The organism is Nocardioides fonticola, from assembly GCF_039536805.1.
Classification (GTDB): Bacteria; Actinomycetota; Actinomycetes; order Propionibacteriales; family Nocardioidaceae; genus Nocardioides; species Nocardioides fonticola.
Genome location: NZ_BAAAZH010000012.1, coordinates 1 through 19,942, shown reverse-complemented (window position 1 = coordinate 19,942; position 19,942 = coordinate 1). Strand labels below are relative to the sequence as shown.

Annotated in this window: 15 protein-coding genes; 10 read left to right on the top strand and 5 right to left on the bottom strand. The window is 70.4% G+C overall.

Annotated elements, in window-relative coordinates; all coding sequences use genetic code 11:
• Positions 1-20 precede the first annotated feature (20 nt).
• Together ABD671_RS07510 and ABD671_RS07505 are read right to left on the bottom strand one after the other, a co-directional pair.
• Positions 21-1,733 (bottom strand): aldehyde dehydrogenase family protein, encoded by a 1,713-nt coding sequence (locus ABD671_RS07510; RefSeq protein WP_344732672.1) that lies wholly within the window; start codon positions 1,731-1,733, stop codon positions 21-23.
• Position 1,734: 1 nt separating this feature from the next.
• Positions 1,735-3,306 carry a GMC family oxidoreductase gene (locus tag ABD671_RS07505; protein ID WP_344732671.1) on the bottom strand — a complete coding sequence of 524 codons (1,572 nt, stop codon included), beginning with the start codon at positions 3,304-3,306 and terminating at the stop codon, positions 1,735-1,737.
• Between the two features lie 676 nt (positions 3,307-3,982).
• Between ABD671_RS07505 and ABD671_RS07500 the strand changes: the two genes are divergently transcribed.
• From ABD671_RS07500 to ABD671_RS07490, 3 genes are all read left to right on the top strand, one after another.
• Positions 3,983-4,150, top strand: a complete 168-nt coding sequence (locus ABD671_RS07500) for a hypothetical protein (RefSeq protein WP_344732670.1) — start codon at positions 3,983-3,985, stop codon at positions 4,148-4,150.
• A gap of 147 nt (positions 4,151-4,297) precedes the next feature.
• Positions 4,298-5,422, top strand: a complete 1,125-nt coding sequence (locus tag ABD671_RS07495; RefSeq protein ID WP_344732669.1) for a hypothetical protein — start codon at positions 4,298-4,300, stop codon at positions 5,420-5,422.
• Between the two features lie 294 nt (positions 5,423-5,716).
• Positions 5,717-6,844, top strand: coding sequence for a hypothetical protein (locus tag ABD671_RS07490; protein ID WP_344732668.1), 1,128 nt, complete (start codon positions 5,717-5,719; stop codon positions 6,842-6,844).
• Between the two features lie 104 nt (positions 6,845-6,948).
• Here the strand turns inward: ABD671_RS07490 and ABD671_RS07485 are convergent, their stop codons facing one another.
• Together ABD671_RS07485 and ABD671_RS07480 are read right to left on the bottom strand one after the other, a co-directional pair.
• The gene (locus ABD671_RS07485; RefSeq protein ID WP_344732667.1) at positions 6,949-7,212 is read right to left on the bottom strand and encodes a hypothetical protein; all 264 of its coding nucleotides are present in this window, start codon (positions 7,210-7,212) and stop codon (positions 6,949-6,951) included.
• Positions 7,209-7,829, bottom strand: coding sequence for a superoxide dismutase (locus ABD671_RS07480; RefSeq protein ID WP_344732666.1), 621 nt, complete (start codon positions 7,827-7,829; stop codon positions 7,209-7,211). The genes ABD671_RS07485 and ABD671_RS07480 overlap by 4 nt, the downstream gene beginning before the upstream one ends.
• A gap of 248 nt (positions 7,830-8,077) precedes the next feature.
• Here ABD671_RS07480 and ABD671_RS07475 point away from each other — a divergent pair, with 248 nt between their 5' ends.
• The 3 genes from ABD671_RS07475 to ABD671_RS07465 all read left to right on the top strand — a co-directional run bounded on the left by ABD671_RS07475 (position 8,078) and on the right by ABD671_RS07465 (position 11,308).
• Positions 8,078-8,923 carry a zinc metalloprotease gene (locus tag ABD671_RS07475; protein WP_344732665.1) on the top strand — a complete coding sequence of 282 codons (846 nt, stop codon included), beginning with the start codon at positions 8,078-8,080 and terminating at the stop codon, positions 8,921-8,923.
• 70 nt (positions 8,924-8,993) lie between these two features.
• Positions 8,994-10,451, top strand: a complete 1,458-nt coding sequence (gene gndA / locus ABD671_RS07470) for an NADP-dependent phosphogluconate dehydrogenase (protein WP_344732664.1) — start codon at positions 8,994-8,996, stop codon at positions 10,449-10,451.
• 2 nt (positions 10,452-10,453) lie between these two features.
• Positions 10,454-11,308: an aldo/keto reductase gene (locus ABD671_RS07465; RefSeq protein ID WP_344732663.1), complete on the top strand. Its 855-nt coding sequence runs from the start codon at positions 10,454-10,456 to the stop codon at positions 11,306-11,308.
• A gap of 99 nt (positions 11,309-11,407) precedes the next feature.
• Here the strand turns inward: ABD671_RS07465 and ABD671_RS07460 are convergent, their stop codons facing one another.
• Positions 11,408-12,049 (bottom strand): TetR/AcrR family transcriptional regulator, encoded by a 642-nt coding sequence (locus ABD671_RS07460; protein ID WP_344732662.1) that lies wholly within the window; start codon positions 12,047-12,049, stop codon positions 11,408-11,410.
• A 96-nt stretch (positions 12,050-12,145) separates the two neighbouring features.
• Here ABD671_RS07460 and ABD671_RS07455 point away from each other — a divergent pair, with 96 nt between their 5' ends.
• The 4 genes from ABD671_RS07455 to ABD671_RS07440 form a co-directional block, all read left to right on the top strand.
• Entirely contained in the window at positions 12,146-13,723 is a 1,578-nt protein-coding gene (locus tag ABD671_RS07455; RefSeq protein ID WP_344732661.1) for an MFS transporter, read from the top strand.
• Positions 13,724-13,835: 112 nt separating this feature from the next.
• A complete protein-coding gene (locus ABD671_RS07450) occupies positions 13,836-15,443 on the top strand; it encodes an MFS transporter (RefSeq protein WP_344732660.1) in 1,608 nt (535 codons plus the stop codon).
• A gap of 61 nt (positions 15,444-15,504) precedes the next feature.
• On the top strand, positions 15,505-16,926 hold the full coding sequence (locus ABD671_RS07445) for an NCS2 family permease (protein WP_344732659.1): 1,422 nt from the start codon (positions 15,505-15,507) through the stop codon (positions 16,924-16,926).
• A gap of 180 nt (positions 16,927-17,106) precedes the next feature.
• A partial coding sequence (locus tag ABD671_RS07440) for a beta strand repeat-containing protein (RefSeq protein ID WP_344732658.1) occupies positions 17,107-19,942 on the top strand: 2,836 nt, incomplete at its 3' end.

Here is a 19,942-nt window from a genome sequence, read left to right as displayed (position 1 = left end):
TGGCCTCGAGGGGGTACTGGTCAGCCGCGGAGAGCCGATGCGAACACCCGGGGCAGCTTGCTCCACCCTGGCGCGGCCGAGAAGCTCACCAGGCGGGCGCCGGTCGTCGCTGCAGTGCGGTTGTGCACGAACCACGGGGGTACGGGCGTCAGCGAGGCGTCGCCGGTGGCCCACGAACGCGGGAACGGCCGGAACGGTCCACGGATGACGGTGCGCTCGGCACGCGCAAGGAGCAGACCGTTGTGGACGACTCCGATGCCGGACTGGATGTCGTCGGGAGTGTGCCCCGGGAAGGCTCCCCAGCTCGCCAGCGGCGAGAGATAACCGACACCGGTCCAGGCGTTGACGGCGATCGTGCCGTACCGGAGCCCCTCGAGGATGCGATCGAAAGCGTCCGCTCCCATCGACCTCAGCTCGCGCGGGTGGACCAGGATGTTCGCCCCGAGCGTGCCGTGCAGCCGGTCGTTGGAGAAGTCCACCGCCCGATAGAGGAAGTTCGAACCGGTACCGGGCAGCTCGGTGACACCCAGGACCGGACCGAAGTACTCCGTCGAGTAGGCGGGCTCGTCCGCCGTGGGGTCGAGGGCGGGCAGGAGCGTGCGCTCTGCGGTTCCGCCGACAACCTCCGCGGATGGGGCATCGACGCGCGCCGCCTTGATGCGGCCAGCCGTGCCCGGGTACCACGAGGGCCGCGAGGGCGCGGTGCTGAGTGCCCGGCGCACTGCGGCCAGGAACTCCTCCTTCTGGTCCCAGCTCGAACTGACGACAAGCACCTGACCGGCGACGCAGTTGGCTCCTGCGTTGTGCAGCTTCATCGTCGCCACGTGGCGGGCCTGGAACTCCAGGTCACGCTTCGACCATCGGCCGGGCACGACGATGATGGGGGCGACGCCGCCGAGTTCACTGGTGATCGGCTTGCGCAGTTGCGGTGTCCCCGCTGCTTTATTGGCCGCACCCTCGGCGCCGGGGCCCCACACGATCGCGTCGTGCGTGGCCTCGGAGCCGGTCATGTGCACGGCATCGATGTCCGGGTGCGCGATGACAGCGGCGCCCAGCTCGAGGTCGCTGGTGAATACCTGGACGACGCCGAGGTCGATGAACGGCTTGAAGATCGCCTCGTAGACCGGCAGGAGGGAGTCCGTCACCGGGTTCAGCTTCAGGGCGACCGACCTGTTGTCGGCATAGAGCACGTACAGAGCGTCCAGCGGAGCGATCGAGGTGATGTTGCCGGCGCCGAGCACGACGCAGGTGCCACGGACTGCCCCGGGCTCCCGCAGACCGAGACCGGCGGTCGACCGGATCTCCTGAGCGCTGGCACCTGGCTGGCACCACACTTCGGCGGAGAACCCGGACAGCAGCAGGTGATCCCAGACGGTGTGGGGCAGCACCTTGATTGCCATCCGGCCACCCGGAACGGGGCGCACGTCGAAGCCCTCGGTCGGCGACGTTCCCTGCTCGAGCTTCGCGATGCTCTCCACCAGGTGGCGGGCGTAGTTGAGCGTGGCCCAGGGCCCGGACACCCACTCCTCGCCGACGGGCGGCGTGTTCGGTGTCAGACCCTTGATCTGAGTGGCGATGCGCACCCACTCCGAGGCCTGCTGCGCGACGAGCTCGGCGAACTCCTCCAGCAGCTCACGGCGCTCGCTCAGACTGACGAGCGACCACGCCTTCGCGCCGTCCAAGGCCGCCGCCGCGATCGCGTCAGCACGCTGGGGAACGGTCTCGACACTCACCTCAGGCCCCGCTCTCGAGGAGATCTGCGGCCTTCTCGCCGATGAGCATCGTCGGCGCGTGGGTGTTGCCGTGGGTGACCCGGGGCATCGCGGAGGCGTCGACGACACGCAGGCCCTCGACACCGCGCACGCGGAGGCTGGCGTCGAGGACGCCCTCGCCCTCCACACCGATACGCGCGGTGCAGCTCGGGTGATAGGTGTGCTCGACCTGCGCTCGCACCTTCTCCTCGAGCTCCCTGCGGCTGTGGACGCCGTCGCCCGGGTTGATCTCGTAGATCTTGCCGAGCGACGGCGACGCCGCGACCTCACGGGCTCGCTCGATGCCCTCGAGCATCGAAGTCATGTCGTCGGGGTGCTCGAAGTAGTTGTTACGGACCAAGGGCTTGCGCTCGGGGTCGGCGGAGGCGAGCTTGACCCACCCCTCGGACCGCGCACCGACCAGCGACAGGCCGATGGCGAACGCCTGGCCGTCGTAGGTGCCCGCGCCGTGCTCCCAGAAGTAGACGGGGGCGCCGATGATCTGCATCGCCGGCGCGTCGTCCTCCACGCTGGTGTGGAAGAACGCCCCGGCCTCGCCGACGTTGGAGGTGAGCATGCCCTTGCGGCCGATGAGGTACTTCACGAGTTCGGCGGGCTTCTCCGCGAACGCGAGGTTGTCGCGGTCGCTCGTGGCCGAGTTGACCATGTACATCGGGTGGTCCATGAGGTGCGCACCGACGTGGGGGTTGTCGACGATCGTCGTGATGCCGTGCTCGGCCAGATGGGCGGCCGGTCCGATACCGGAGAGCATCAACAGGTGCGGCGTGTTGTAGGCGCCTGCGCTGAGGATCACCTCGCGGCGAGCGCGGATGGTCTGCACCTGGTTGCCGACCCGGGCGACCACGCCCGTGGCTCGCCCGCCCTCGATGACGACCCGGTGGACCAGGGCCTTGGACGTGATCGTGAGGTTGGGCTGCTTGCGTCGGGGGGCGAGGTAGCCGTCGTACGTCGTCCAGCGCTGGCCGCGACGGGTGAACCGCTGATACATCGAGGCGCCCTCCTGCTGGGCACCGTTGAAGTCGTCGGTGTGGCCGATGCCGGCCTCGGCGATCGCCTCGACCAGGTTGAGGGAGAGCCCACGCGGATCGGGGGCGTCCTCGATGTACTGCGGTCCGGAGGCACCGTGGAACTCGTCGGCGCCGCGGCTGTTGGTCTCCATGCGACGGAACAGGGGCAGCACCTCGTCGTAGGACCACCCGTCGGCGCCGGCCTTCGCCCATCCGTCGTAGTCGGCGCGGTTGCCACGGATGTAGATCATCGCGTTCATGCCACTGCTGCCGCCGAGCATCTTGCCGCGGGGCTGGTAGATCCGGCGGCCATTAAGGTGGGGCTCCGGCTCGGAGAGATAGTCCCAGTCGGTCGGGCCGTGGAACTGCTTGGCGAACGCCGCCGGGATCTGCACGTTCAGGTTGGGTCGACTCCGCCCTCCCGCCTCGAGGACGAGCACCGACGTGCCGGGGTTCTCACTCAACCGACCGGCGAGCACCGCACCCGCCGAGCCGCTTCCCACAACGATGTAGTCGTACTCACGCATGCTGATTACCTAGCTCTCGTCCACGTGAAGTTTGCCACTCCATCGTCATTCGTTTCCGGGCCGATCGCTTGGCCTGCCGGCCTAGGCGTGCGTGCGGATTTGTGCCTCGCGCACATGGACGGACCCCACAGCACGGAAGAGCGCACTCGAGCACGCTCGGTGTGTGGTCGACTCACGAACGGCGGACGCGATTTCGTGCGGAGAGCATGGGCGCTGACGGCGCCCCATCGGCTCGAATGAACCCCGGCGGCGTCACCCATCCCTCAGCGGGTGACGCCGCCACATGCGTGCCCGGCTCAGCACGGCAGACCTGCGGGCCGAACAGCGACGACATCGATCCAGACGGTGGAGCGCTTTCCTGAATCGACCGGGGTCATGTGGGGCTTCACGACGCCCGGGGCGATTGAACGGGCCACTGCGGCCGTCATCACGAGCGTCGTCGCCACCGGCTGGCTCGGCGCCCGCCTCGTAGTGACCAACGCCGTCGCCGACGCAGCCGACCACCTCGGCGCCTGGTCGCTTCCCGCCTCGTCCTGCCCTAGCTCGCAGCACTCGTCCCAACACCCATCGTGACGCTGAAGCGCGGATCGGAAACCGCGCCACCAGCGGTCGGCGGGGCCCCGGCCAGGGAGGCACGACCTCTCGGCACTTACTCCCGCGAACCCAACCGAGGACCGTGCCCGACCTCGGCTTCACGGCCGGCGAGCTCAATTGCACGCAGACAACCGCGGCAAGCGCCGCCACTACCTGCACACCACGGTCCTGGCAGCAATATCTGCACAAAGTGCCGCACGGCTACCGCTGCCACGCCAACACCGACGTGAAGTTCCCGACGCTCACCTGAGCCTCACCCGCTCGATCCGACGCCCGGCCGCCCTTCAGAGGGCGGTCGGGTGTCGTCCGTCAGCACCCTTCAGGCGCACCCGCCGGCAGTAGGGTGCAACGGTTCGGTCGCCCGCCGGACGGCAGTTCTCGGGGAGGGAGCCAGCGCGTGATCGAGGTCGATATCGGGTTGATCCGCAAGAAGTGGAATCCCCAGACCGGTCATCTGGAGTTCTTCATCGACGCCGACTTCGGCGACCACCCGCCGTCCCGAGATGTCATCACCCAGATCGCCGACGAGACCTCGCACACGGTGGGCCAGAACGTCGTCGGGGTGTGCGCGAACCAGTGGCTGCTGACCCCGCAGGGCTGGAGCGGCGTCCTCAAACCGGTGCCCACGATGGACGCCATCCTCGAGTGGTTCGAGGTCTTCGCCCGCGCCTTCCCTCACGTGCAGGGGCGGGTCATCGCACCCTCCTCACGAGAGCCCCGCGACCTCCCGACCCGGCTACGCAGAGCAGCGACCCCCGCAGCACACGTCGCCTACACCACCAGCGACCTGCGCGCCGTGCCCGAAGGCGACCGCGGGCCACTGTGGCTGGTCGATGCGACCCTGACCCGCTTCATCGCCGACCGGGCAGTGACCTGGGCCTACCAACGCGGCTGCCGCCAGTACCTCAACCGTCTAACCGTGGACTGGTGGACCGAGGTCCTCGGCGTGGACTACGCCCCCGCGATCGCACAGGCCCGCGAGCGGTACCGCGTCCGACTGCTGACCCGCACCAGCGACCCGCTCTCCGAACGCTCCGCATTCCTCGGATCCCACGGTCAGGCGACCTTCCACGCCCGCGACGACCGACTCGACTGGCGCGAGACCCTCGACCTCGTCCGCCCCACCCTGCTCTGGAGCCCCCCGAACACCGACCTGGCCTTCATCGCCATGACCAACCGGCCCGGGTTCTGGCGGCCCGAGCGCCAGGTCACGCCCTGGCCCCACATCAGCGAACCCGACCTGCGCTACAACAGCCCCCTGCTGGCCTCATTCACCCCCGACGCCTACGGCATCCAGATCCTCACCGACGCCCACCTCGCCCGCGCCCACGACCTCACCGGATGGCTCACCACCCCACTCCCCGGCGGCCGCTACCTCGTCGAACACCCCGACCTCGCCGCCTGGTACGCCCAACCCGAACCCCACCCCGACGTCCTGGCGAAGGCCCGCGCCGACTTCGGCGACATGATCCTCACCACTGACCACATCACCACCCACAACCCCTGGACCGACCACACCTGACCGGCCCCACCTGACCGGACGGCGGCGCCGACGCAGCCGCGATTACGTGCATGCCGCGGTTCTGGCAGCAGTACCTCCACAAGGTGCCGCACGGCTACCGCTGCCACGCCAACACCGGCGTGAAGTTCCCGACCCTCACCTGAGCCTCGACACCTGCCCGACCCGACGCCCGGCCGCCCTCCCGAGAGCGGCCGGGCGTCGTGCTTCCGCACCCGGCACGGGCACCGGCCGGCAGTAGGGTGCACCTCGTGCGGCCGCTCGCCGGCCGGCGCTTCTCGGGGAGGGAGCCAGCGCATGATCGAGGTCGACATCGGGTTGGTCCGCAAGGGCTGGAACCCCCAGACCGGTCATCTGGAGTTCCTCATCGACGCCGACTTCGGCGACCACCCGCCGTCTCGGGACCGCATCACGCAGATCGCGGAGGAGACCTCGCACACGGTGGACCAGAACGTGGTCGGGGTGTGCGCGAACCAGTGGCTGCTGACCCCGCAGGGCTGGAGCGGCATCCTCACGCCGGTGCACACGATGGACGCCCTCCTCGAATGGTTCGAGGTCTTCGCCCGCGCGTTCCCTTACGTGCAGGGGCGGGTCACCGCACCACCGCGACGCGAGCCCCGGGCGCTACCTACTCGGCTGCACAACGCAGCGACTCCAGCCGCGCACGTTGCTTACACCACTGGCGATCTGCGCCTCATCCCCCGAGGCAAGCGCGGACCGCTGTGGCTCGTCGATGCGACCCTCACCCGCTTCATCGCCGACCGAGCTATCACGTGGGCCTATCAACGCGGCTGCCGCCAGTACGTCAACCGCTACGACATGGACTGGTGGATCGAAGTCGAGGACCTCGACTACGCATCCGCAATCGCGGAGTCCATCCACCGGTACAGCAGGGTCCAACTCCTAGCCCGCACCACCGACCCCATCGCTGAGCGGTCTGCCCACCTATCCCCCCATGGAAAGGTCACCTTCTATACCCACGACGACCGGCTGGACTGGCGCGCGAAACTCGACCTCATCCGCCAGACCCTGCTCTGGAGTCCCCCCAACACCGACGTGGCGTTCATCGCCGCCGCTGTCTGGCCCAGCTTCTGGTCCCCCGAACGACAGGTCACGCGCTGGCCCTACATCCGAGAGTCCGAGCTGCGCTACAACCGCCCCCTCCTGAGCTCCTTCACGCCCGATGCCTACGGCATCCAGATCCTCACCGACGCCCATCTCGCCCGCGCCCACGACCTCACCGGCTGGCTCACCACCCCCCTCGCAGGTGGCCGCTACCTCGTCGAACACCCCGACCTCGCCGCCTGGTACGCCCAACCCGAACCCCACCCGGACGTCCTGGCCAAAGCCCGCGCCGACTTCGGCGACATGATCCTCACCACCGACCACATCGCCACCCACAACCCCTGGACCGACCCCACCTGACCAGCCCACGCCGACGGCGCGAAGCTCCCGGTCACCGCCTGAACTCCAGCATCACCCGAGGGCCCCGCGTCATCGACGCGGGCCTTCGGCCTTCCGGGGGTTGGTCACCTCGATGATCCGAGAACCTGCTCCAACTGGACGCACAGGTCGTGGACGCACTCATCGAGGCTCTCTCCGGTCTGCTGACGCAGCAGCCCCAGACTGAGCTCGGCGACCAGCAACGCGCCGCCGGCCAACTCCTGCATATCGTCGAAGGACCCCATCAGAGCACGTGCGCCCTCGGCGTCGCCGCGGCCACGGGCGGCCACGATGCCGGCGACCCGCTGCGCAGCATCGACGACGGGCGCCAGACCGTCCGGGGCACTCACAGCACCAACCCGGCCGTCTGCGTGCGGGCTCGCTCGAAGCGCGACTCGACGTCAGCCCAGTTGACGATGTTCCACCATTGCTTGACGAAGGTCGCCTTGTCGTTGCGGTACTGCAGGTAGTAGGCGTGCTCCCACATGTCGAGCATCAGCAGCGGCACCATGCAGATCGGCACGTTCCCCTGGTGGTCGAAGTGCTGGATGATGAAGGGCCGCTGGGCGACGACGTCCCAGGTCAGCACCGACCACCCCGAGCCCTGGACGCCGAGGGCGTTGGCCTCGAAATGCGCTCGGAAGGCGTCGAAGCCGCCGAAGTACTCCTCGATCACCTGGGCGAGTTCGCCGGTCGGCTTGTCCCCGCCGTCGGGCGACATGTTCGGCCAGAACACCGAGTGATTGACGTGACCACCCAGGTGGAAGGCCAGGTTCTTCTCCAGCGTGGAGAGCGAGCCGAAGGTGCCGGCCTCGCGCGCCTCGGCCAACTGCTCGACGGTCGTGTTGATGCCGTTGACGTAGGTGTGGTGGTGCTTCCCGTGGTGCAACTCCATGATCTCCCCGGCGATGTAGGGCTCGAGAGCGGAGTAGTCGTAGGGCAGATCCGGCAGGGAGTAGATCGTCATAACGCAACCATGACGCTATTGCGAAAGACTTGCAACAATGGTGCAGGGATGCAGGCCGACGCTCTCCGGGTCCGGCACGAGCACGTGCACGAGGACTGGCCCGCCGGGTGATCCACCGTGATGGCGTGCGGAACGAGCGGTCGTTCGACCCCATCGGTGACACTGGTCCCGACACACAGGGGGGTGCCATGGTCTCGGGGCCATCGAAGCGGGAGCGTGCACGGCGTGCACGGGAGCTCGAACGCCGCATGCGCGAGCTCGACGAGCTCGATCGACGTCACGGCCTGGGGGCGATGCCTCCGGCAGCACGACCGGCCGCACGACCACCGGCGGCACGGCGTCCGGCCCGCGGCGCTCGCACCGGCCACCGCGCACGCACCGTCGCCGCGATCCTGGCGACCACGGTGCTCGCGGGTGCCCTGCTGGTGTTCACGCCAGGCGGGCAGTTCGACGGCCTGCGTCGTCTCGTGGGTCTCGGCGACGACCGCCTGGCGGCGGCACCGACGGTGCCCGACGGCGACGGCGCGTACGCGTTCCTCCGTGAGGTCGGCGGCCGACCGGTCGGCTACGACCCGTGCAAGCCGATCCGCTACCAGGTGAACACCGAGGGCGCCCCGTCCGATTGGCGCGAGCTCGTCGACACGGCCATCGCGCATACCGAGCAGGCCACGGGACTGGTCTTCGAGGACGCCGGCACCACCGACGACCGCGACTTCTTCGATCGGCGCACGGCGCTGCTCGACCGCGCGAAGCCGGTGCTGATCGGCTGGGCCGACGCCGTCGAGGAGAGCGAGCTGTCGGGCGATGTCGCCGGCCTCGGCGGCAGCACCACCGGGACGCCGTCCGGGCTGGGCCGCACGCACTTCGTCACCGGCAGCGTCCTGCTCGATCGCGATGCGTTCGCGGCCGGAACCGGCGATCCCGCCCGCGACGCGGTGCGGCAGGCGATCATCGACCACGAGTTCGGCCACCTCGTCGGGCTCGACCACGTGCAGGACCCGGGCGAGCTGATGAACCCCGAGGTCGCGACGACGAGCTACGGACCCGGCGATCTCGAAGGCCTGGCCCGACTCGGCAACGTGCCCTGCGGCTGAGCCACCAGGCCCACCCCCTCGGTGGCCACCCACCGGAATCGTCTCTCCCGGCCCGGCGTTGGCGCCGGACATGACCGAGCAGAGCAACACCCCCAGCATCGGACTCACCGGACTCGCCGTCATGGGCCGCAACCTGGCCCGCAACATCGCCGGCCACGGCCACGCCCTCGCGGTGCACAACCGCAGCCCCGAGCGCACCCGCGCCCTCGTCGAGGGCTTCGGGGACGACGTCGCCGCCCAGGGTGGGCGTTTCGTGCCGTCGGAGTCGTTGGAGGACTTCGTGGCGAGCATCGAACGCCCCCGCACGATCATCGTGATGGTCAAGGCCGGCGAGGGCACCGACGCAGTCATCGACGCCCTCGTGCCGCTCCTCGACCCCGACGACATCGTGGTCGACGCCGGCAACGCGCATCCGGACGACACCCGCCGCCGCCAGGAGGCGCTCGCCGCGCACGACCTGCACTTCGTCGGCATGGGCGTCTCCGGCGGCGAGGAGGGCGCGCTGCACGGCCCCTCGATCATGGTCGGCGGCTCCGAGCACGCCTACGCCCACCTCGGCCCGGTGGTGGAGAGCATCGCCGCGCAGGTCGACGGCGTCCCGTGCGCCATGCACGTCGGGCCCGATGCGGCCGGCCACTTCGTGAAGATGGTGCACAACGGCATCGAGTACGCCGACATGCAGCTCATCGCCGAGGCCTACGACCTGCTGCGCAGCGTCGGCGGCCTCTCCCCCGCCGAGATCGCGGAGGTCTTCGCCGGCTGGAACGAGGGCGAGCTGGAGTCCTTCCTCATCGAGATGACCGCCGACGTCCTGGCCCACACCGACGCGGCGACCGGGCAGCCGTTCGTCGACGTCGTCCTCGACGCCGCCGAGCAGAAGGGCACGGGGCGCTGGACCGTCCAGTCCGCCCTCGACCTCGGCGTCCCCGTCACCGGCATCGCCGAGGCGACCTTCGCCCGCGCCCTGTCGGGCCACACCGAGCAGCGCGAGGTCGCCCGTGAGGTCTTCGGCACCGATCTGCGCGAGGTCGAGGTCGACCGCGACCGCTTCGTGGACGACGTCCGCGCGGCGCTCTTCGCCTCCAAGGTGGTGGCCTACGCGCAGGGCTTCGACCAGGTGCAGGCCGGGTCGCGGGAGCACGACTGGGACGTCGACCCCGGCGCCCTCGCCACGATCTGGCGCGGCGGCTGCATCATCCGCGCCCAGTTCCTCGACCGCATCCGGGAGGCCTACGACGCCGACCCGAAACTGACGAGCCTGCTGACCGCGCCCTACTTCGCCGACGCCGTCCGCACCGGCGAGGCCGCGTGGCGGCGCGTGGTGGCCACGGCCGCGCAGGCCGGCGTCCCGGCTCCGGCGTTCGCCTCGAGCCTGGCGTTCTTCGACGGCCTGCGTCGCGACCGGCTGCCCGCGGCCCTGATCCAGGGGCTGCGGGACGATTTCGGGGCGCACACCTACCGACGGGTCGACCGACCCGGCACCTTCCACACCGACTGGGCGGGCGACCGCACCGAGAAGGAGCAGTGAGCATGAACCAGGCATCCGCCTCCGGCACTTACCGCATCGGCGGCGACCTCCCCGTCGTCCGCCTCGGCTACGGCACCATGCAGCTCACCGGCGAGGGCGTGTGGGGCCCGCCGAAGGACCACGACGAGGCGATCCGCGTGCTGCGGCGCAGCGTCGAGCTCGGCGTCACGTTCTTCGACACCGCCGACTCCTACGGCCCCACGATCGCCGAGGAGCTCCTCGCCGAGGCCCTGCACCCCTACGCCGACGACGTCGTCATCGCCACCAAGGCCGGACTCACCCGCACCGGACCGGGCGTGTGGATCCCCGTGGGCCGGCCCGAGTACCTGCGCCAGCAGGCCGAGCTCTCCCTGCGGCGCCTGAAGCTGGAGGCCATCGACCTCTTCCAGCTGCACCGCATCGACCCGAAGGTGCCACTCGAGGACCAGGTCGGCGAGCTGGCGAAGCTCCAGCAGGAGGGCAAGATCCGCCACATCGGCCTCTCCGAGGTGAGCGTGGAGCAGACGAAGGCGGCCCGCGAGATCGCGCCGATCGCCACGGTGCAGAACCTCTTCAACCTCGCCAAGCGCGACGCCGAGCCGCTGCTCGACTACTGCACGGCCGAGGACATCGGCTTCATCCCGTGGTTCCCGCTCGCCACGGGCGAGCTGTCGAAGCCGGACGGCGTGCTGGCCCAGGCCGCGCGCGACCACGGCGCCTCGCCGTCCCAGCTCGCGCTCGCGTGGCTGCTGCACCGCTCGCCGGTGATGCTGCCGATCCCGGGCACCTCGAGCGTCGCGCACCTGGAGGACAACGTGGCCGCGGCCGCCATCGAGCTGACCGCCGACGAACTGGCCGCCCTGGAGGCCCTGGCCTGACCCTGGCCTGACCCTGGCCTGACCCTGGCCTGACCCTGGCCTGACCCTGGCCACCGATCGATCCGGGACGCCGTGTGACGGCGTCCCGGATCGGTCGCGTCAGAGGCGATGCGCGATCGCCTCGAAGTCCTCGAAGGTCAGCGGCGGGGTGGGCAGCGGCTGTTGCCCCTCACGCCGCCGCACGGCATCGAGGAAGAGCACCAACGAGCGCTGCCACAGCTCGGTGCCGTCGGCCAACGACATCCGGCTGAACAGGTGCAGCATCAACACGACGTCCATCGCCGTGAGGTCCTCGCGCAGCAGGCCGGCGTCCTGCACCCGGGTGACGACGGTCTGCACCTCGGCGGCCGCCCGGTCGCGCAGCTCGAGCAGACGCGGATCGCCGAACGCCTCCGAGGCGAGCACCTCCAGCAGGCCGCGGTCGCGCTGCTGGAGCCGGATGCTGACCAGGGCCAGCTGGAGGAACGACTCCCACGGGTCCTCGACGGCCTGCGCGCTCTGCGCCGCCGCGATGAGGTCCTCGATCTTCTCCTCGAACAGCGCGGCGGCCAACGCCGCCCGATCGGGGAAGCGGCGATAGACCGTGCCCACGCCGACGCCGGCCGCGCGGGCGATCTCGTCGAAGCCGACGTCGAGTCCGCGTTCGGCGAAGAGGGCGCGGGCCGCGTCGAGCACGAGCTGGCGGCTGCGCTGCGCGTCCTTGCGCAGCGGGCGCGCGGGTGCGGGATCGGCGGGAGGCATGCGTCACAGGGTAGCAAGTGGAAATGTCTCTCCGTTTCGGTTACCGTACTAAACGGAAGATCTTTTCCGTTTCTGATCCCGACCGAGGACGCACTCATGACGACTCCCGCCACACCCGACGATCCGGACGCAGGGCGCATCGCCACCGCCGACCGGAGCACGCACGCCGACGACGCACCCGCCCACGCCACGCCCGCCCACGTCCGGCCGGCCCCCGGAGCCCACGAGGGCACCCCGTCGAACCACCGCTGGTGGATCCTCGTGACGGCCTGCCTGGCCCAGCTGATGGTCGTGCTCGACGCCACCGTCGTGAACATCGCGCTGCCGACCGCGCAGGCCGACCTCGGCTTCTCCGACGACAGCCGCCAGTGGATCGTCACCGGGTACGCGCTGGCCTTCGGCTCCCTGCTGCTGGTCGGCGGCCGCCTCGGCGACCTGATCGGACGCAAGGTCGCCTTCCTCATCGGCCTGGTCGGATTCGCCGGCGCCTCGGCCATCGGCGGCGCCGCCACCAGCCTGGAGATGCTCGTCGCGGCCCGCGTCGGCCAGGGCGTCTTCGCCGCCCTGCTGGCGCCCGCCGCCCTCTCGCTGCTGACCACCACCTTCACCGACCCGCACGAGCGCGGCCGCGCCTTCGCCGTCTACGGCGCCCTCTCCGGCGCCGGCGGCGCCATCGGCCTCATCCTCGGCGGTGCGCTCACCGAGTACACCTCGTGGCGCTGGTGCCTGTTCATCAACGTGCCGATCGCGGTGGTCGCCGTCGCGATGGGTCTGTGGCTGCTCGGCCGCAACCGGCCCGACCGCGAGGTCACCATCGACATCCCGGGCGCGCTGCTCAGCGTGAGCGGCCTGGTCTGCCTGGTCTACGGCCTCTCCAAGGCCGAGACGGACGGCTGGACCGCCGGCATCACCCTCGGCTTCATCGGCGCCGGCCTGCTGCTCGTCGCGATCTTCACCTTCGTCGAGACGCGGGTCTCCGACCCGCTGCTGCCGCTGAGCGTGCTGACCGATCGCAACCGCGGCGGCGCCTTCGTGAGCCTCCTGCTCGTCGGCGGCGGCATGTTCGGTGTGTTCCTCTTCCTCACCTACTACCTGTCCGTGGTCCAGGGCTTCGACCCGCTGCCCACCGGCCTGGCGTTCCTGCCGATGATCGCCGGCATCGCGGTCAGCTCGCAGATCGCGCCGCGCTTCGTGGAGAGCATCGGCGCGAAGCTGCCCATCGGCATCGGCTTCCTCGTGGCCGCGGCCGGCATGTGGTCGCTCACCCTGCTCGACCTCGACAGCTCCTACGCCACCCACGTCGTGCCCTCGATCGCCGTGCTCGGCCTCGGCCTCGGGTTCGTCCTGCCGCCGTCCATCAGCGCCGCCACGGACGGCGTCGACGCCCACCACGCGGGCGTGGCCTCGGCTGCCGTCAACACCTTCCAGCAGATCGGCGGGTCGATCGGCACGGCGATCCTCAGCGCCGCGGCGGCCAGCGCGGGCGACGACTACCTGGCCTCGCACGACCCGAGCAACCCGCTCACCCAGGTGCGGGCCGCGCTGGAGAGCTACGAGGCCGCGTTCTGGTGGTCGGCAGGGCTCCTGGCGCTCGGCGGCATCTGGGCGCTCATCGTGCTCCGCCACGGCGCCATCACGCGCGACCCCGACGCCCCGATCGTCGTCGCGCACTGACCTCCTCCGTTTCCCGCACCCCGCGGAGGGGGCGAGGGCCGGGACCCGCCAGGGTCCCGGCCCTCGTCGTTTCCCCGGCGCGGAACCCGGTTCCGTGGCACGCTCACGGATCGTGAGGTCCCGCCAACTCGAGCATTACCCGACCCCCACCGCCCGTGCGCGCCACCTCGGGGTCGTCGTCGTGGTCACGATCTCGGTCTACTACGCCCTCTACCTCAAGGGGTCGGTGGCGCCGCAGATCATCGACGAGTACGACATGTCGCTCGGCTTCTACGTCTCGATCTCCATCCTGGGCAGCCTCCTGGGCTCCGGGGCGGCGCTCGCGGCCGCGCTCGCCGACCGGATCGGCCGCACCGGGCTGATGATCTACGGCTCCCTGTTCGTGGCGCTCATGACGCTCCTGGTGACGCCGAACATGCCGACCAAGCAGCTGTTCCTGGCCGCCGACGTGACGGTGTCGGCGACCACGGGCGTCGTCCTGGTGGCCTCCACCGCCCTCATCCGCGACTTCGCCCCCCAGCTGACCCGAGCCGTCGCGATGACGACGTGGAACCTCGGGCCGATCCTGGGCAGCCTCCTGGTCAGCAGCGTCGCCAGCCGCACCCTCGACGCCCACCCCGACTGGCGTTTCCAGTACACGGTGTGCGGGATCGTCGGACTCTCCACCGCGCTGCTGGGGCTCCTCGCGCTGCGCGAACTGAGCCCGGGCCTGCGCGCCCAGGTGCTCCACAGCGCGGACGACGCCGCCGCCGCCGAAGCGCGCGCCGCCGGGACGACGGGGCTCCCCGAGCGGGGAGCGTGGCGGGTGCTGATGACGCCGCGGATCATCCTGCCGACCATCGGCATCGGCCTGTTCCTGGTCTTCTACTTCACCCGGCTCGGCTTCTGGGTGATCTTCTTCGTCACCACCCACGGGTTCACCGGGGCCCAGGCCAACGGGCTGAGCAACTGGTGGTGGGCCACCTCCGCGGTCACCCTCGTCGCGATGGGTGCGCTCGCCGACGGCCTGGGCATCCGCAAGCCGCTGATGCTGGTCGGGGCGATCGGCTCGATCATCGCCCTGAGCGTCTTCGGCAACCTGGCGGCGGCGTCCGACACCTCCTACCGCACCTTCGTGCTGGCGATCATCCCGGCGGCGTTCTTCGGCGTCACGACGAGCGGCATGTGGATCACCGCGTTCAGCGAGGCGGTCGAGGAGATCGCCCCGCAACTGGTCGCCACCGGCATGGCGCTCTACGGCTGGATCGTGCGGCTCGTCGCCGCCGGCACGTTCCTCGCCGTCCTGCTGGCCGTGCCCGCCGCGAGCATCCTGGCCGACCACGGTGCCCGCGTCGCCGGCGTCAGCCAGCAGTACGCCACGCCGCTCGCCCAACTGCAGCGCGCCGGCGGCACCGTGGAGAAGCTGACCGCGGCCCTCGCCGCCACCGGCGCCGACCGGCTCAGGGGCAGCGAGCGCGCCCAGGCCCAGCGCGACCTCGAGGCCGCGCAGCGGGCCCAGGGCTACGCGGCGCAGCAGATCCCCACCGACGACCTGGCCTACCTGACCGCGCACGGCGCCGATGTGGCGCAGGCCGCCGCCGACACCAGCGACCAGTGGGAGAGCTGGTGGCGGGTGTGCCTGGTCATGCAGCTGCTGTTCCTGCCGACCATCTGGCTGCTGCCCGGTCACTGGTTCCGGCGGCGAGCCCCCGCACCGATCGCCGAGCCCGCCCCTGCCTGAGAGTGGGGCGCCCTGCTCGGGCGCTTCCCACGAACAGCCGGCAGTGCCATAGTTCGGCCCCGTGACCAGCGTTCTCGACCGTTACTTCCAGATCAGCCAGCGCGGCTCGACCGTCGGGCGGGAGGTGCGCGGCGGCCTCGTCACCTTCTTCACGATGGCCTACATCGTGGTGCTCAACCCGCTCATCCTCGGGTTCGCCACCGACATCGACGGCAACCTCCTCGGCGGCGGCACCGAGCCGAACCTGGCGATGATCGCCGCGGGCACCGCGCTCGTCGCCGGCGTCATCACGATCCTCATGGGCGTCGTGGCCAACTACCCGCTCGCGCTGGCCACCGGCCTGGGCCTCAACGCCTTCGTCGCCTTCGCGATCGCATCCCAGATGACCTGGGCCGACGCGATGGGCCTGGTCGTCATCGAAGGTGCGGTCATCCTCGTGCTCGTGCTGACCGGCTTCCGCACCGCCGTCTTCCACGCCGTCCCCGCGCAGCTGAAGGTCGCGATCTCGGTCGGCATCGGCCTGTTCATCGCCTTCATCGGCTTCGTCGACGCCGGCTTCGTCACCCGCATCCCGGACGCCGCCAACACCACCGTCCCCGTGCAGCTCGGCGGCTCGGGCCAGCTCGCCGGCTGGCCGGTGCTGGTCTTCGCGATCGGGCTCGTGCTCGTCGTCGCACTGTGGGTGCGGCAGGTGCGCGGCGCGATCCTGCTGGCCATCGTCGCCACCACCGTCGTCGCGATCGTCATCGACAAGATCGTCACCATCGACCCGGTCGCGTGGGGCCTGACCGCACCGGAGTTCCCCTCCGACTGGATCTCCACCCCCGACTTCGGCACCCTCGGGGAGTTCTCGCTGCTCGGCTCCTTCCAGTCCGTCGGCACCGTCTCGACGCTGCTGTTCGTCTTCACGCTGCTACTCGCCGACTTCTTCGACACCATGGGCACGATGACCGCCATCGGCGCCGAGGCCGGCCTGCTCGACGAGGACGGCCTGCCGCCGCACACCGAGCGCATCCTCGTCGTCGACTCGCTCGCCGCGATCGCCGGCGGCGCGGCCGGCGTCTCCTCCAACACCTCCTACATCGAGTCGGCGTCGGGCGTGGGCGAGGGCGCGCGCACCGGCCTGGCCTCGGTGGTGACCGGCGTCCTGTTCCTGCTGACGATCTTCCTCGCGCCGATCGTCGCGATCATCCCCTCCCAGGCGGCCGTGCCGGCCCTGGTGCTGGTGGGCTTCCTGATGATGCAGCAGGTCAAGGAGATCGACTGGGACGACGTCGAGATCGCGCTGCCGGCGTTCCTCACCATCGTGCTGATGCCGTTCACCTACTCGATCACCGTCGGCATCGGCGCCGGCTTCCTCGCCTTCGTGATCATCAAGATCGTGCGCGGCAAGGTGGCGGCCATCCACCCGCTCATGTGGGTCGTGGCCGGGCTGTTCGTCGTCTACTTCTTCCTCAACCCGCTCACGGATCTGCTCACCTGAGTCATGCGTCGGCGCTACGTGAACTGATCGGCCTCGGTCGCAGGCACTCGCCGGCCGAGGCCGGGCCGCCCGTTCACTTCCTCGAAACATTCACGGGATACCTGCCAGGGTGTTTAGATGGCGACCTCGGGACCCCCTCTCCCCTCCCCTGAAGGTCCGCTCGTGTCGCCTCGCCGTCCCTTGCTGTCCCGCATCCTCCTCCTCGCCCTGATCACCGGGGTGCTCGCCGTGCTGCCCGCCGGGCCGGGCCAGGCCTTGTATCCGGGCGTGACGATCGACGACTTCGGGGGCACGCGCCTTGGCACGCCGATCATCGCCTACTCGGGTGGGGCGACGGGGTCGATCTCCGGCGGCACCCTCAACCTGCAGCTCGGCGGCGACCTGCCCAACAGCGCGACCGCGACCTGGGTGATGCCCTCCCCCCAGGACTTCACGGTCGGCGGAAAAGCGACCAACCTGCGGCTTGACTACACCGTGGCGACGACCACCAACTCCAACCCCGGGGCGGTGGTGGCCACCATGGGAGCCACCCTCACCGATGCGTCGAGCCGCATCTCGACCGCCTACTTCTCCATCCCCCGAGGCGGGACCGTCAACTCGATCCCCTTCAAGCAGTCCGGCACGGGGTTCCCCGACACCGTCGATCTCACCCGCATCACCAGTCTGCAGATCACGTTCTTCCCGGGGCAGACGGTCGGCGGCGGCACCTTGGCGCACAACCTCTCGATCGACCGCATCTGGACGATGAACCTGGACACGTCGATTCCCCAGAACATCAGCTTCACCACGACCGCCCCGAGCACGGCCGGCGTGGGCGGCGCCTACATCGTGTCCGCCACCGGCGGCGGCTCGGGCAACCCGGTGACCTTCAGCGTCGGCTCCGGTACGACGAACAACGCCTGCACGGTGAGCGGCAGCACGGTCACCTTCCGCAACCAGGGCACGTGCGTGGTCGCTGCCGACCAGCTGGCGGGCTACCAGACCATCAACGGGATGTTCTACGAGATCTACGCCGTCGCGCCGACGGTGACGCAGACCATCGCGGTCACGGCGAAGACGAACCAGACGATCGCGTTCATCTCCCCCGTCCCGGGAGGCGCCAGTGTCGGCGGCACCACGACTGTCGCTGCCGGCGGCGGAGCCTCCGGGAATCCCGTCACCTTCTCGGTCGGGTCGGCCACCACCAACGGCGCGTGCACCGTCAGCGGCTCGACGGTGACGTATCGCCACGTCGGCACCTGCGCCATCGCCGCGAACCAGGCCGGCAACGCCAGCTACAACCCCGCACCGGAGGTGGTGCAGACCTTCGCCATCGGCCAGGGCTCGCAGACGCTCGCCTTCACCTCCACCGCACCCTCTCCCGGAGCCCGCGGCGTCCCCTACCTGCCCACCGTGTCCGGCGGTGCCTCAGGCCAGCCGATCGTCCTGTCGGTGAGCCCCCTCTCGACCACCGACGCCTGCACCATCAACGCCGGCAGCGTCTCCTTCGACCGGCCCGGCACCTGTGTGATCGCGGCGAACCAGGGCGGCAACGCCGACTACACGGCCGCCGCCCAGATCACGCAGACGATCACGGTGGCGAAGTACTCGCAGGCGATCAGCTTCACCACGACGCCGCCCTCCTCGCCGACCGTCGAGAGCCCCGACTACGCCGTCGGCGCCACCGGCGGCGGATCGGGCAACGCCGTCCGCTTCGGCATCGGCGCGGGCACCACGAACAACGCCTGCAGCCTCACCAGCTCCGGCACCGTCTCCTTCGACCACGCCGGCACCTGCATCGTCACCGCCGACCAGGACGGCGACGCCTCCTACGCGGCCGCCACGTCGGCCTCGCAGACGATCACCGTCGGCAAGGCCGCGCAGACGATCACCTTCGGCGCCGGGTGGCCGACGACGGTCGACCTGTCGGCGGGGGCGTACCTGCCGTCGGCCAGCGGCGGCGGATCGGGCAACGCCGTCCGCTTCGACATCGGCGCGGGCACCACGAACAACGCCTGCAGCCTCGCCCGCTCCGGCGCCGTCTCCTTCGACAACGCCGGCATCTGCGTCGTCACCGCCGACCAGGACGGCGACGACGACCACCTGCCCGCGCCCCAGGACACCCGCACCATCACGGTGACCCGGATCGCCCAGCCCCTCGCGTTCACCAGCACCGCACCCACCTCGCCCGCCGTCGGCGCGACGCCGTACGGCGTGGCCGCGTCGGGTGGGGCCTCGGGTCAGCCGGTGCGTTTCGGTATCGGTGCCGGCACCACGAACAACGCCTGCAGCATCAGCGGCAGCACCGTCTCCTTCGCCCACGCCGGCACCTGCGTGATCACCGCCGACCAGGACGGCGACGCCAGGTACGCGCCGGCGACCCGCGCGACCCAGACGATCAGCGTCGTGAAGGCGACCCAGTCGGTCTCGTTCGTCTCCAGCGTCCCGGCCGATCCTCGCGTCGGCGGCACCTACCTGGCGACGACGACCGGCGGGAACTCCGGCAACGCCGTCCGCCTCGGCATCGGTGCGGGCACCACGAAGAGCGCCTGCAGCCTCACCCCGACCGGGTCGATCTCCCTCGATCACGCGGGCGTGTGCGTGCTGACCGCCGACCAGGACGGCACCGACGACTACCTGCCCGCTCCGCAGGCGACCCAGCAGTTCACCGTCGCCAAGGTCGGTCAGGTGATCTCCTTCCTCAGCAGCCCGCCGACGACCGCCCTGGTGGGCGGCAGCTACACGGTGAGCGCCCAGACGGGTCTCGGCACCACCGTCGTCCTCGGCATCGGCGCCGGCACGACGAACAACGCCTGCACCCTCAGTGGCAGCACCGTCACCTTCGCCCACGCCGGCACCTGCGTCGTCACCGCCGACCAGGGCGGGGACGACGACCGGGAGGCGGCGACCCAGGCCACCCAGTCGTTCAGCGTCGGCCAGGCGGCCCAGAGCGTCGCGTTCACCAGCACCGCGCCCACCGCCCCCGCAGTCGGCGCCACCCCGTACCTCGTGACCGCCACCGGCGGAGCCTCCGGAC

Coding starts and splice junctions, on each gene's coding strand:
- ABD671_RS07465 (WP_344732663.1), top strand. CDS start 10,454: ATGAACCAGGCATCCGCCTCCGGCACTTACCGCATCGGCGGCGACCTC.
- ABD671_RS07480 (WP_344732666.1), bottom strand. CDS start 7,829: ATGACGATCTACTCCCTGCCGGATCTGCCCTACGACTACTCCGCTCTC.
- ABD671_RS07505 (WP_344732671.1), bottom strand. CDS start 3,306: ATGCGTGAGTACGACTACATCGTTGTGGGAAGCGGCTCGGCGGGTGCG.
- ABD671_RS07460 (WP_344732662.1), bottom strand. CDS start 12,049: ATGCCTCCCGCCGATCCCGCACCCGCGCGCCCGCTGCGCAAGGACGCG.
- ABD671_RS07455 (WP_344732661.1), top strand. CDS start 12,146: ATGACGACTCCCGCCACACCCGACGATCCGGACGCAGGGCGCATCGCC.
- gndA (WP_344732664.1), top strand. CDS start 8,994: ATGACCGAGCAGAGCAACACCCCCAGCATCGGACTCACCGGACTCGCC.
- ABD671_RS07490 (WP_344732668.1), top strand. CDS start 5,717: ATGATCGAGGTCGACATCGGGTTGGTCCGCAAGGGCTGGAACCCCCAG.
- ABD671_RS07475 (WP_344732665.1), top strand. CDS start 8,078: ATGCGCGAGCTCGACGAGCTCGATCGACGTCACGGCCTGGGGGCGATG.